This window comes from Paenibacillus sp. 37 (assembly GCF_008386395.1).
Lineage (GTDB): Bacteria > Bacillota > Bacilli > Paenibacillales > Paenibacillaceae > Paenibacillus > Paenibacillus amylolyticus_B.
In genome coordinates this window covers 1,417,919-1,431,029 of sequence record NZ_CP043761.1, presented here as the reverse complement: position 1 = coordinate 1,431,029, position 13,111 = coordinate 1,417,919, and the positions used below count along the sequence as shown (strand labels likewise).

The 13,111-nt window shown below is 44.5% G+C and carries 11 protein-coding genes; 6 read left to right on the top strand and 5 right to left on the bottom strand.

What is annotated here, in order from left to right; all coding sequences use genetic code 11:
• Window positions 1-524: 524 nt before the first annotated feature.
• The 3 genes from F0220_RS06255 (at window position 525) to F0220_RS06245 (ending at window position 3,398) form a co-directional block, all read left to right on the top strand.
• Entirely contained in the window at window positions 525-968 is a 444-nt protein-coding gene (locus F0220_RS06255; RefSeq protein WP_105600746.1) for a helix-turn-helix domain-containing protein, read from the top strand.
• 42 nt (window positions 969-1,010) lie between these two features.
• On the top strand, window positions 1,011-1,427 hold the full coding sequence (locus tag F0220_RS06250; RefSeq protein ID WP_017690190.1) for an ImmA/IrrE family metallo-endopeptidase: 417 nt from the start codon (window positions 1,011-1,013) through the stop codon (window positions 1,425-1,427).
• A 171-nt stretch (window positions 1,428-1,598) separates the two neighbouring features.
• A complete protein-coding gene (locus tag F0220_RS06245) occupies window positions 1,599-3,398 on the top strand; it encodes a 5'-nucleotidase C-terminal domain-containing protein (RefSeq protein ID WP_105600748.1) in 1,800 nt (599 codons plus the stop codon).
• Between the two features lie 600 nt (window positions 3,399-3,998).
• Here the strand turns inward: F0220_RS06245 and F0220_RS06240 are convergent.
• Window positions 3,999-5,783, bottom strand: coding sequence for a proline--tRNA ligase (locus F0220_RS06240; RefSeq protein WP_091015523.1), 1,785 nt, complete (start codon window positions 5,781-5,783; stop codon window positions 3,999-4,001).
• A gap of 367 nt (window positions 5,784-6,150) precedes the next feature.
• A complete protein-coding gene (locus F0220_RS06235) occupies window positions 6,151-8,097 on the bottom strand; it encodes an FAD-dependent oxidoreductase (protein WP_223199860.1) in 1,947 nt (648 codons plus the stop codon).
• Between the two features lie 435 nt (window positions 8,098-8,532).
• On the opposite strand from F0220_RS06235, the gene F0220_RS06230 reads away from it, so the two are divergent.
• The gene (locus tag F0220_RS06230) at window positions 8,533-9,204 is read left to right on the top strand and encodes a 3'-5' exonuclease (protein WP_017690193.1); all 672 of its coding nucleotides are present in this window, start codon (window positions 8,533-8,535) and stop codon (window positions 9,202-9,204) included.
• 57 nt (window positions 9,205-9,261) lie between these two features.
• Here F0220_RS06230 and F0220_RS06225 read toward each other — a convergent pair whose 3' ends face one another.
• The 3 genes from F0220_RS06225 to F0220_RS32405 all read right to left on the bottom strand — a co-directional run bounded on the left by F0220_RS06225 (window position 9,262) and on the right by F0220_RS32405 (window position 11,464).
• A complete protein-coding gene (locus tag F0220_RS06225; RefSeq protein WP_223199859.1) occupies window positions 9,262-10,263 on the bottom strand; it encodes a helix-turn-helix transcriptional regulator in 1,002 nt (333 codons plus the stop codon).
• Window positions 10,264-10,384: 121 nt separating this feature from the next.
• Window positions 10,385-11,089 (bottom strand): hypothetical protein, encoded by a 705-nt coding sequence (locus F0220_RS06220; RefSeq protein WP_017690195.1) that lies wholly within the window; start codon window positions 11,087-11,089, stop codon window positions 10,385-10,387.
• 207 nt (window positions 11,090-11,296) lie between these two features.
• Window positions 11,297-11,464, bottom strand: coding sequence for a hypothetical protein (locus F0220_RS32405; RefSeq protein ID WP_165790126.1), 168 nt, complete (start codon window positions 11,462-11,464; stop codon window positions 11,297-11,299).
• Between the two features lie 330 nt (window positions 11,465-11,794).
• Here F0220_RS32405 and F0220_RS06215 point away from each other — a divergent pair, with 330 nt between their 5' ends.
• Window positions 11,795-12,250: a hypothetical protein gene (locus F0220_RS06215; protein WP_105600751.1), complete on the top strand. Its 456-nt coding sequence runs from the start codon at window positions 11,795-11,797 to the stop codon at window positions 12,248-12,250.
• Window positions 12,251-12,268: 18 nt separating this feature from the next.
• Entirely contained in the window at window positions 12,269-12,973 is a 705-nt protein-coding gene (locus F0220_RS06210; RefSeq protein WP_105600752.1) for an AIM24 family protein, read from the top strand.
• The last annotated feature ends 138 nt before the right edge of the window (window positions 12,974-13,111 follow it).

Below are 13,111 nucleotides of genomic sequence, written 5' to 3'. Positions count from 1 at the left end.
AACTCCAACCTGTGTCAATGTTACATTTTGTTCGTATATTGTTCGTATTTCTATTTGAGGATACCACTTTCTGGAGATCGGAGTAAACCTTCATTTTGGTTCATTTTGACGATAAAATAAAACCTTCGCTCTCATTTCCTATGCCTTTTGGCATAATTGTTTCATATCCCTTTACCTAATGGTATATATACGTTATAGTACTGTTTAATTAATGAACTTCCGTATAAGTCATTTGATTTTTGATATTAAGAAGCTCCCCCTGAACTCCTTGATGCCGCTAAGGTACATATCACGCGCATACGTAGTGAAGGAGACGGAATCGATTCTGAAGAAGCAAAGCGTTCGCCTTTATCAACGGATTTCACCCTTTAGGAAAGGGAAACAGGAAAGCCGGGGATAACAGCGATCAAAAGAACGATCCGAATCCGGAACGGCGCACCCGCAAAGGTTTAGGGTTGTCGCATTCAACTTTCCTTCTTAATATTAATTTCAAGCACTTGTACGAATCAAAGGAGTTGGCATACATGGTGGAGCACGCTTTTGGTCCTTATATGAAACAACTGCGCGAGCAACAGGGATACAGCATCAATCAGCTCGCCGAAGCAGCCGGAATAAGCAACTCACAGATTTCACGTATTGAAAATGGGGTCCGGGGTGTGCCGAAACCAGCGACCATCCGCAAGATTTCAGATGCACTCTCAGTGCCTTATACAGAGATGATGAAGCAGGCTGGTTATATTGAACCAGGAAGTACTGCTGAACTTCAGGACGTACCGGAATGGGCTACATACAAAGACCGTCGTGATTTCAAAAAGATGTTGGAGGACGATGATGATCTGATGTTTGACGGCATTCCACTCGATGAAGAGGACAAGAAACGAATCAAGGATGTACTGACAGGTCTGTTCTGGGAAGCCAAACAGATGAACAAACGCAAAAAGACAGACGAACCGGACAATCGCCCATGAGGCATGACCCACTGAATTTAATGAGGCAGCAGGTGAGATCATATGGATGACATCGTAACAAAGCTGATTCGAAAACACCGGACCAACTGCCCGTTCAGCATTGCCCGCGCGGTTGGAATACAGATTCGTTTCACCAATTTGGGGAAGTCCACTAAGGGACTGTACTTTCGCAAGCTCCGGCGCAGGTTTATCGTCATACACAATGATTTGCCGCCGGAATGGCAACGGTTCGTGTGCGCCCATGAGCTTGGTCATGACCGGCTTCATAAAGGGATTAATCGATTCTTTCTGGAGGAACATTCCTATTTTGCTCCAGGCAAGCTGGAAAGACAGGCTAACCGTTTTGCCATTCAATTGCTGACCTCCGGAGTGATGCCTGAACCGGATGAATCTTTGGAGAAATTTTGTTTACGTACCGGACTGCCGCGTGAAGCGCAGCATTTTTTTTACACTCTTTAAGAACATACGTTCTTTCCAAAGATTATATTTTCCAACAGTAGATTACATGTCACTTTCAGGTTACTTATTTTTACGTAATTCGCGAGATTTCCTAATAATAGTCTGTTAAAATACTATTTGAGCTGTGTAAACGCTCAAGTAGATTATTATTATGGGAGGTTTCGGATTCATATGAAAATCTGGAAGAATTACGTATCACTTCTGCTAACGGTCTGTTTGCTGTTTGGCAGTGTAGGTATTGCCGCGGCTGCAACGGATACCACTCCGGGAACAGGCAAACACATTACCATTCTACATACGAATGATACGCATGCCCGTGCAGTTGAATCTTCACCTGCTATGGGTTTTGCCAAAGTAGCTGGAATCGCTGACAAATATCGTAGCGAAAACCCGAACACACTCTTGCTTGATGCTGGAGATGCTGTACATGGTACAACTTTTGCCACTCTTGTGAATGGTGAGAGCATCGTGAAAGTCATGAATGAAATGGGATACCAAGCCATCGTACCGGGTAACCACGAATTCAACTATGGTTCGGATCGTCTGATCGAACTGGCAGACATGATGAACTTCCCCATGCTGAGTGCCAATGTGAAGAAAAAAGACGGAACACGTCTCTTCGATCCTTACCTCATTAAAGAAGTAGATGGCGTGAAAATTGGTATCATCGCTTTGACAACACCGGAAACGTTGTACAAAACGAATCCCAAAAACGTAGAAGGTCTTGATATTACTGATCCATCTGCGGAAGCCAAAGTTCTGGTAAACGAAATTCGCAGCAAAGTCGATGTTGTTGTTGTCCTGGGACACCTTGGACAAGACGCATCCAGCACGGATACTAGCTTTAAAGTTGTTAAAGAAGTCCCTGGCATCGATGTATTCATCGATGGTCACAGCCACACTGTACTGCAAGATGGCCTTGTATCCGATAACGGAACATTGATTGCAAGCGCAGGAGAATACACTAACTACGTCGGTGTCATCGATCTGTGGGTAGACAGTGGTAAAGTAACGAAGAAACAAGCAACATTAATTGATGAAACCGAAGCAAAAGACATCAAACCAAATGAGAAAGTTACAACTCTCGTGAACTCAATCCAAAAAGAACAAGAACCTATCTTGAAAGAAGAAGTAGCAAATACAGCTATTCTGCTGGATGGTAAACGTGAACAAGTACGTGCAGGTGAAACTAACCTGGGTGACCTGCTTGCAGATGCCATTCGTGATGTCAGCAAAGCCGATATCGCCCTGACTAACGGTGGTGGTATCCGTGCTTCCATCGAAAAAGGGATCGTAACCAAAGGTGATGTTATCACAGTGCTTCCTTTTGGTAATCAAGTGGTAACCCTAGAAGTGAAAGGGTCCGATATTCTGGCAGCCCTTGAAGTCGGTGTAGCTTCCTACCCGGAACCAAGCGGTGGATTCCCGCAAGTATCTGGTATCAAGTTCAAAATCGACACTTCCGCTGCAGAAGGTAGCCGTGTACATTCCGTAACCGTTGGCGATAAAGTTCTTGATCCGGAAGCAACGTATACACTCGCAACCAATGATTTCACAGCTGTTGGTGGTGACGAATACACCATGTTTGCCAAATATCCAATTACGGGTATGTATGGCGCGCTGGACGAAGCATTGATTAATTACATGCAGAAGCTTGGCGCTGTAGACATCAAAACAGATGGTCGGATCAGTGAAGCGGTAAAACCTGCAGTAGAGCCGGAAACTCCGGCAACAGAAACACCAGTTCCAACCAAGCCAAAACCAGAAACGCCTAAACCGGAAAAACCTTCTAAACCAACACCAAGTAAACCAGCTCCAGCCAAACTGCATGTTGTGAAATCCGGAGATTCCCTGTACTCCATCTCCAAACAATACGGCACAACTTGGCAGGCATTGCAAAAGCTGAACAATATTAAAAATCCACACTGGATTTATCCAGGTCAACAATTGAAATTGCCTGCAGCTTCTTAAGCTCAGCAAAGCAAAGTGCATATAGGCATGATCACTTATAAGGCGCAACAACATAACGGATTAATCTTGTCATAACCAAAAGGGTGTCCCCAAAGCCAGATTACTGGTTAAGGGGACACCCTTTTGTATCTCCGTTCTTTAACATCAATCCACATCAGATAATTGAACATTTCCTGTGGACATATCCTGCTGATCCTGACAATCATCTGAGGCAAAAATAAACCCCAGCCAGGCCTTTACGGACCAACTTCATCATGTGCCTTCCACACCGAACTATATAAAAACTCTCCGGAATGACCGTGTTCATGCGGTTATTGTACTTTTATTTCGACATCTCTATCTTCTCAACATTGCATACTTGCACATAGATCCACCTGCGTATGATCATCTTCAAATCCTTAATCATAAAATCACTTGTATACTGAAGACATATGTCCAAATATAGTTATTTCGTATGATATCACTCATAAAATCCTACCAAATTGCATGCCTATAGCCCTCTTTTTCATGCTCATATTGGAATTTCAGCAATCAAAATCAGCTACCGCATCATATTCGGTACTATTATATGAACTCATATAATTAACGAATCCCCTGAATTTAGAAAGTGAGCTGTTCCTTCACATAAAGCACAGCTTCCTGTGCAGTCAACCCGATTCGTTTCGATTCACCTGATGCTGCAAGTGCATGTGATCCCAGTTCGACCTGTCCTTCTGCTGCTCCTCGGCCAATAACGATCTGCACAGGCAATCCGATCAGCTCCGCATCCTTGAATTTCACACCTGGACGTTCATCCCGATCATCAACCAATACAGTGAATCCGCCATCGATCAATTGTTTTTCCAGTTCGAGGGTGAGATGACGCTGCTGCTCATCCTTCCAACTTACTGTAATCAGATGCACATCATAAGGTGCAACAGCGGCAGGCCATTTTATGCCATCATCTCCTGCATACTGCTCAGCTATAGCGGCCATCAGACGGGATACACCAATGCCGTAACACCCCATGACGGGCGCACACTGGCGACCATTACGATCCAGGAATGAAGCGCCCATGGCATCACTATATTTCGTCCCCAACTTGAAAATATGGCCAACCTCGATGCCTTTGGTAAACACAAGTGGTGATCCACATGTTGGACAAGCATCCCCTTCCGCAGCAAAGCGGATTCGTTCTACTCGCTCCAATGCAAAATCAATGCCTGGGCGTACACCGGAAACATGCACATCCACTTCATTGGCTCCTGTAATTGCACTCTTCATCACTGCCACGTCAGCGTCCACCACCATCGGCAGATTTAGTCCAATCGGACCCAGGAATCCTACCTTCAGATTTGGATGTGCCGCAATGGTTGCATCGTCTGCAAGGATCAGTTCCTCTGCCCCCAACACCTGCTTCAATGCGATGTCATTCAATTCATGATCTCCACGTACAAGGGCAACAACGAGCTGACCGTCTGCCAGATAAAGCAGTGTTTTGATCATATGATTAGCAGCTTCGCCCACAAAGGCGCTTAACTCTGCGATCGTACGAACGCCTGGTGTAGAGATGCGTACTACGCTTTCTACCCCAGATTGCTCATCCGTTTGAACTGCGGAGTCTGCTTTCGAAGAGACATCAGGAACTTCCGATTTCCATTTTAGTTCACCACTATCTCCTGAGGTCTGATAGTCAGCTTTCTCCAGATTCGCAGCATATCCGCAATGTTTGCAGGTGACAATCGTATCCTCACCCACATCAGCAAGAGCCATGAACTCGTGTGTTTCCCCTTGACCGCCAATCGTTCCTGCGTCCGCCTCGACCCGGATATAGTCCAGACCACAACGTTCCAAAATGCGACTGTAAGCTGTATTCATCGCCTGATAGGTACGATCAAGTTCTTCCCAATCGGAAGCAAAAGAGTACGCATCTTTCATGATAAATTCACGGCCGCGCAGCAATCCAAATCGTGGACGGCGTTCATCCCGGAATTTGGTTCCGATCTGGTACAGCGTGAATGGCAGCTTACGATACGAGTTCACCTCATCCCGCGCTAACGCAGTTACAACTTCTTCATGTGTTGGTCCAAGAGCAAATTCCCGTGCATGACGATCCTTCAGACGCATCAATTCGGGACCATACTGTGTGTATCTTCCGGATTCTTCCCACAACTCCGCAGGCTGCATAATCGGCAGCAACACCTCCTGACACCCGGCACGATCCATCTCTTCTCGAACAATGCGTTCAACATTTAACAATATACGCCGTCCGAGGGGCAGATAACTGTAAATTCCCGCAGCCAGTTGGCGAATCATACCGGAACGCAGTAACCAACGATGTCCCGCTGCATCTGCCTCCGCTGGCGCTTCACGTAATGTTGGGACAAGCATTTCACTTTGACGCATCATAACACACTCCTAATCTTCCTTTTTGTTATCAAATACGGCGCATAAACAGCAAAAAGACACATCCGTCAAGGGACGAATGTGTCGTGGTACCACCCTTATTTAACTGCAAATTAATCCGTTCGCAACCTATGCGATCTGTAACATGCAGTCCTACGGGGCATAACGGGCCCTGCCGGCGGAGGTTGCAACCCTGTATGGGCATTCCTTCCGCAGCTCGCGAGGTAGGAATCTATGAAGCAGCTACAGGAACCTTGCACCACACTGTTCCCTCTCTGTTGAAGCTGGCTTGCACAATCATGTCCTCGTTATAACGCTGTTATCATTTTTGACCACATTAGTTCATTTACAAGTAATTGTCAACCAATTAGTCGAATACAACTCCAGAATAATACTCCACTACATCACGAATGAGCATAAACGCATCCCCATTTGTAAGATTGTTCTTGTCAGCAATGCCAGCAAGCGTGTCGGCACTTATAAAGTTTTGCGTTTGTAATTGAGCAAGTGCCTGTTCAAGTGAAGTTTCCGTTTCTGAAGATCCCATTGCCAGACATAACATATACGCAGCCTGATCCAACGTTAAAGGTAGGGTTACGGCATTCTCCATATTTGCTAGAGCTTGGTCGGCACTGCCTGTGTAGGCTTCTGGAAACATCGCTTGCATTCTCTTCAATTTACTTAAAAATCGTTCTGGATTCATTCCTTTATCCAGTTCCCAACCATCGTTATTATAATTGCCTGAAGTCATGTACATACTCGCTGCAGCCAGCAATCCCTTGTAATCCTTATGTTCCATATAATCAGGCTGCTCGAAACGATGAACTTTCAGATCCATACCCTGATTCTCCAGCATCTTACGTAGTTCAGATGCTCGCTCTTCAGAAGCTGAGAGTTCGCGGAAGGACTCCTTATGGATATATGCCAGCTTGACCGCCGCTCCTGCTGCTTCTCCCTCTGCCATTCCCAGTGGGACAACTCTTGCACTACCGTGTGGGATTGTATCAAAACTTGCTGCACGTCCAACGACGAGTAAACCATCAACCTTTAGCGGTACAAGCGAGCGAAAGGGTACACCATATTGAATCGGACTCAACATAATCGTGCCGGGATTTCCAACACTCGTGCTCTGAATATCAATATCGTATGAGCCGTATCCAATGGCATCCCAATGATCACGATTTTCCATGACATCAGCTAATGTTAATCGGTACTCGCCATAGATATGACGTGACTCCCTCACGTAAAGCTCGTCTGCTGTTCCAGCATATTGCAGCCCTGCAAATTCATCATAATTTTTCTTCAGAAAATCAACAATTAGTGGGGCTTCTTTACGCCCGATTTCCAGACCTTTTTTCACAGATATCGGATCTAACGGATCTACCCCAAAGATCTGCATCGTATTAATCAAGATTGTATCATCATTTTGTCTTCCGATATTCAGACTTCGAATCTTAATATGTTGTGGATTGGAGGATTCATATTTTCTAGCATCACCGTACCCCCAAGCACTCATCTTATCAACCCCGGTTCCCTCTCTTTCCCTAAACTTTTGCCATACTTCATCAGTAACACCGCTTAGCTTGAATACAAGCGTAGAGACCATTTTGGATTTACCGTCTCCAATATCTTGTCTACCTATGGAATATGGAACTCCTGCAGCGGCTGCAATATCCGCATCTTCTGTTGCATCAATGATGGAGCGGGTTGAGATCTGAACAGTTGTTCCATCTTCTTTAGTAATGCTCATACCCGTTATTGTCGTGTGATCTCCTGTAGATTGTTCAGTAAGGGGAATTAATTCCTTCGCATTCATCAACAGGTCAATATTAGGTTCAGAACGAACCATCCGATAGAATATGTTAGCCGCTGTATGGGTATCAAATGAACTTCCCTCGATCTGGTCGAACCATTCCTGGAAAATGCCTTTGTTCAAAAAGTCAGGCTGCCGCAAACTACTCAATAACTGCGGTTGTTCAGGGGAATAATTTAGATCCAGCGTATTAAGGCCTCCCTCGGTCAACAATCCTCCCAACATGTTGCGATCTCTTGCTTCCACCAGCAATACACGCATCCCATTACGAGCAGCTGATAAGGCTGCAGTAATACCTTCCGGATCCGTTCCAGCTACAATAACGTTATAGGAATCTTTCAGGTTTAGTGTAGATTGCACGTCCTCCAAAGGCTGCCATACATAATTATTATTAAATTTATAATTCTTGTTCCAAATATAAAATGCACCATATGCAGCGCTCATTAAAACAATAAACACACTAGCTGTAATTGCTGTTATTTTCAATTTTCTACTAATCAAAGACACAAACCTCCATATGTACTTTAAATTCAATAATACTAACTCGTGAGTAGTTTTCCTATGTTATAGCAACAACCGACTAACTTTTTCTCCTTTCCTACACGAGTATGCTATAAACAATAAAAAAACTCCCCAACACTTCAAACGGTGTTAGGAAGTTTTGATAATAAGACGGAAAATTCTACTTTTATGTTGCCATACATACAAACAAAATATAGGAAAGTCCCTAACTTTCCTCATTATAACGACCACTTTTTGCGAAGTAAAGACTTACCAAAACCGGAAATGCATCAGAAAGATCATTAAACACTCAGACTGTTCGTTCATCCTGACTACAATGAATTCTCTGGCGATGGCTGACATGGCAGCACGTTCCCTGTAATATAGAGAAATAGAAATCTATCACAGGTATTAATCGATAAAGGAGCTTGTCCTATGCCATATATCATATATGATCTTGAATTCACGGTAAGCCGCAATACTCGCTATTCTTCTGAAATTATTGATATCGGTGCCGTCAAAGTTACGGAAAGTGCGGATGGATTGGTTGTAACGGATACGTTCCATACGTATGTTCGTCCTTCCAATAAGTCTGTTCTGTCCACTGACACAATTCAATTTACAGGTATCACACAGAAAGATATTGATGCAGCCCCCCTTTTTCCGGCAGCACTGAATCAATTCATCGCCTGGATGGGAAGTGACCCCTATTACATGTGTTCCTGGGGACCCGATGACCGCAGCAAACTGATCTCTCATTGTCGCACCCATCAACTTGATGTGGCCTGGATCACCAATCATAACGATCTTCAGCAGCAATGGTCCCGTACCGTTCGCAAAGAAGGCAAGTTCCGTCAACTCGGTCTCGCTCAGGCTCTTGAAATCTGCGGAATTGAATTTGATGGTACCCAGCACCGTGCTTTGGATGATGCCATTAATACAGCCAAGGTGTTTATGCATCAATTTGACCGATTCACTCTCGAAAACAACTGTGCAGCCGATGATGAGGGCATTACATCCAAGGTTGTCTATTCCAGCTCCACAGAAGATGAAGAGAAAGAATCCCCTTTTGGCAATCTGGCAAGCCTTTTCAAAACCAAAGAGTAACCGTCCACAGCACAGTACTTAATCGTGTTTTGCCTTAGGATAGGTGGCATTCTAATCTCAACTTTTATTGTACATTTGTTGCCAATAGTTTAGGCGTTCTTTCATCTTGATGCGGCAAATCTCAGGTTCGAGAATTTCCGCATCAGGTCCATATTTAGATATCCATACAAGAAATTCGTCAACATCACTTAATATGGCTTCAAATAACAGGCTACCTTCCGGTTCAATGGTTAGGATGGGTCGCATAAAAAATTGCTCCTGCATCACACGCTCCACAGCATGGGGTGCAAATCGAATTTTGAACGCAGTCCACTCCGCACTTCCCTCGTATGCCCAAGGAATGCGGAAGTGCGATTGCATCAGATAATCCTCTTTGCGAAACGTGCGTGGCAATATCCGTATCCTTTGCAGCCGGCTCACCTGAAATATTCGAAGTTTCTCCGACAGGTGACAATACCCTAACAGCTCAAATCTGTATTCACGAGGGATAAGACAGTAAGGATCTATACGTACGATCCCTTTTTTACCTTGAGACAGATACTCCCCTTCAATGGTGTTCTGTGAAATGCCAGACTGAAGCAGGGTAATCAGGGATTGATTCTGCGAATCGTTGTTTTCATTTTGCCATGCTGGCAATCCCGCTTTGAACAATCCACTAATTTGCTCCGACCATTCCACTCGTTCTGTTTTGTTTTTCTGACTCGCAGCAACCACTTTCTCATAAGCGCTCTCAAAAGCAGGTTTTAGCAAAGGACGAATATTCTCCATAACTTCAGCAAGATGCATGAAAGCTTGGGCTTCTTCATCAGACCAATTTAGCGGATACATGGCAAATTGGCTGATAAACATGTACCCTTGTCCGTGTCCCATATTGGCGATCGGGATATGCATTGCACTGAGGGCCTCCATGTCGCGGTATATCGTCCTTTCCGTCGTCTCGCATCGCTGGGCGAGCTCACGTGCCAGTATACCCGGCTTGGCCTGCACCAGTGTGATAATGCGCATTAATCGGATTAGTCGGTCTGTCATTTTGCCGGACCCTCCACGATGTTGTTTCAATAAATTTGATACAACTCCATCCATTGTTTAATATGATATTGATACATACATTCGACCTTCTCCTAAACTTCACCTTCAAATATGTAGACTCTCTCTATACCGTCACCATCTGAAATCAACCCTATTCTCCTAATATCTTTTTTTCACGATCATGATATCCCGTTGTAAACGTTATCTCATAGTGATAACGTAGTTTTTCAACGATCTCGGCTTCCGCGTAATAGTCCAAATCTTGCTTCCGCGCCGCTTCAATTAACAACGCATCAGCATGACGACGTAACATATTACTTCCCTCCTGAACCCGGCCTCTTTCGTAGGCGCGCAGGGCTTGTTTGATCAGGGGCACGGTTTCACTTAATTTGATCGTCTTCTCCACCTTGGGATCTTCCGGCTGTCGCAACATGCCCAGATGACTGGTGTACTGAATATACAACTGTTCTCTTCGTAACAACACACGTTGACTTTGCTTCAACTTCCTTGTGCTCCAGTAGGCTGAACATACGGCAGCTTTTCCTGATACACGGGGTCCCATGACGAATTCAAGCAAAATTTGTTTACTTTCTCCCTTGTACATATCCCCAAGCCTCAATAACCAGCCAATATCCGTTTCTTTGGAACGACATCCATAGATGCCTTTTAGCTGTACTCCATATTCCGGTTTGAGCAAAAGTTCCAAATCTCTTGATACAATTTTGGGTGCTATTTTCCTAAGTCTTTTGGCAGGGGCACCGTTACGCCACTCTACCATCATATATACGGGGTCGGCTCCCCCTGTCGGTATGGCCTCTTTATTCCACGAATAAGATACTTCAAAGACTGAGTTCACTGGTAGTCTCTCCCCCGATTTATATGTATTATCTTCTAAGTTATCAGGGTGAATGGACACTATATTGTCACGGAACACATGTTCTCATTAAATTTTTCCAATATATTAGTTTTATATCCCTAAATCCGTCTCAATACGACAATAAACGACGAAAAAACCTGGCACTAGGCCAAGCTTATCAATCACTTATCTATGACAAGTCCCAAATTAAACAGTAGGATGATCGTTTCCCATTTTGTGTAAATATTGTACACCATCTACTTCGTTTACCGGTGCATAGGTGACACTGTCAATGACCAGCTTACGCCCTACTGGCTCTCCATTCACAGTGATCATAATCGTTTTGGTTGATGTGTTCTGATCTGCAGTATACATATGTTTCTACTCCTTCATGTTCACGATCTTATATTCAATCGGATATATTGGTATCGTTCATTAAATTGCGCATTTGTGAATAGCATGCACCCGGAACTGAAGTAAAAGATCTGTTAAACGGTCCGGTGTGCTTGCCTATCGTTCTATTACCCGGCAGATTTGTAAGTTAAACAGCCTTGTTCCTAAATCATTTTAAATATTTCGGGTAATAAAACGATATCATCTTGAACCCATCGTCCCGGTTTTGACGTATAATGTAAGAGCCGTATTTCAACAATAGACGACGAATTCGGCGCTTGATCTATCTAACCGAAGAAAGAGGTGTTAACGATGCCAAAATCCATTCAGGGTTATTTCATTCGGGTGTTATTCACCACATGCATTCTATTTACCGTTTCGATCGCTTCGACAGTAAGTGCTGCCAGTGCCAATATTTTTACGGATATATACAGTGGATGGGAACGAGTCTCCGAATTGCCCGGAGAAGTGAACGCTCTGCAGGAAAGTTATAAGCAAACAATGGAGCAATTAAATCAAACGTCTGCTCAGTTGGGACAAGCCCAGGCCAATGTCGAAGCATTTAAGACCCAGAACGAACAACTGCTGGCTCAGAACCAGAAACTCACTGAAATGGTAAGTAAATTACAGGACGACCAGGATGCCAAAGCAGCTACTACCAAACGAATTCAGACGACGATCATCACTGTCGTTTCGCTCATATTGGGTTACTTTGTTCTGATTCGTGTGATGCGCTGGGGAATGCGTCGCCGTTCCGGCCGAGTATAAAAGAACAGGAGCAACTGCATGAACATACACCTGAACAATGCTGAAGCAAGCGGAGCAGGACAAGTCGTTACATTTTCACTGATTAAAGATGACCGCCTTCATATTTTGCATCCGCAGCAAATTGTGGCCTTCCGCGGTCCAAGTGGGAGTCGCAATGACAAATTCATGAATATCACGGGCATATATCGCAAAAAAAAGCTGATTAAATCCGAAATCACCGGACCCTGCCAATTTGTGGCTGCCCTGCCTCCCGGATTCACGATGAAGGAAGTGGAGCTCACGGAGGACAGTGATCTGCTCTACGACTTCCGCCACCTGTTCTTCTACTCGGATGGTGTAACCATGCATACCAAAATCCAGAAAATCAAAAACATGCTGATCACCCGTGATGCAGTGAAAATGAAATTTTCCGGCAAAGGCAAAATCGGATTGCTCACCCAAGGCCAAGTCTGCCAACAGGAACTTCATCCAACAGCGCCGCTCTATGTGGATGCTGGCAGCATTATTGCCTATCCCGAAAATGCACATCTTGAACTCACCGTATATGGTAACAACCTTGCCAGTCAGCATATGAATTATCATTGGAAGATGACAGGACATGGATCTGTACTCTTTCAGGCTGGACGTGAGAATCGCCGCTTGGAACAGGATCTTAACGATGAGGGACTGTTCAAACGAATTCTGAAAGAAGTTATCCCTTTCGGCAATGTATTGATCAAATAAGCTGTTAGTTGATGGAGCCGACCGATTAGCTGCCACTATGCTCCAGTGGGGTGGTCACCGCGCGGTTTCATGTTATAATAGTTCAGACAATTGAAGAAGAAAATCCATGCCTGTGGCATGGGAGAGGTTCGCGAACTC

Coding starts and splice junctions, on each gene's coding strand:
- F0220_RS06230 (WP_017690193.1), top strand. CDS start 8,533: ATGCCATATATCATATATGATCTTGAATTCACGGTAAGCCGCAATACT.
- F0220_RS06250 (WP_017690190.1), top strand. CDS start 1,011: ATGGATGACATCGTAACAAAGCTGATTCGAAAACACCGGACCAACTGC.
- F0220_RS06255 (WP_105600746.1), top strand. CDS start 525: ATGGTGGAGCACGCTTTTGGTCCTTATATGAAACAACTGCGCGAGCAA.
- F0220_RS06240 (WP_091015523.1), bottom strand. CDS start 5,783: ATGCGTCAAAGTGAAATGCTTGTCCCAACATTACGTGAAGCGCCAGCG.
- F0220_RS06215 (WP_105600751.1), top strand. CDS start 11,795: ATGCCAAAATCCATTCAGGGTTATTTCATTCGGGTGTTATTCACCACA.
- F0220_RS06210 (WP_105600752.1), top strand. CDS start 12,269: ATGAACATACACCTGAACAATGCTGAAGCAAGCGGAGCAGGACAAGTC.
- F0220_RS32405 (WP_165790126.1), bottom strand. CDS start 11,464: ATGTATACTGCAGATCAGAACACATCAACCAAAACGATTATGATCACT.
- F0220_RS06245 (WP_105600748.1), top strand. CDS start 1,599: ATGAAAATCTGGAAGAATTACGTATCACTTCTGCTAACGGTCTGTTTG.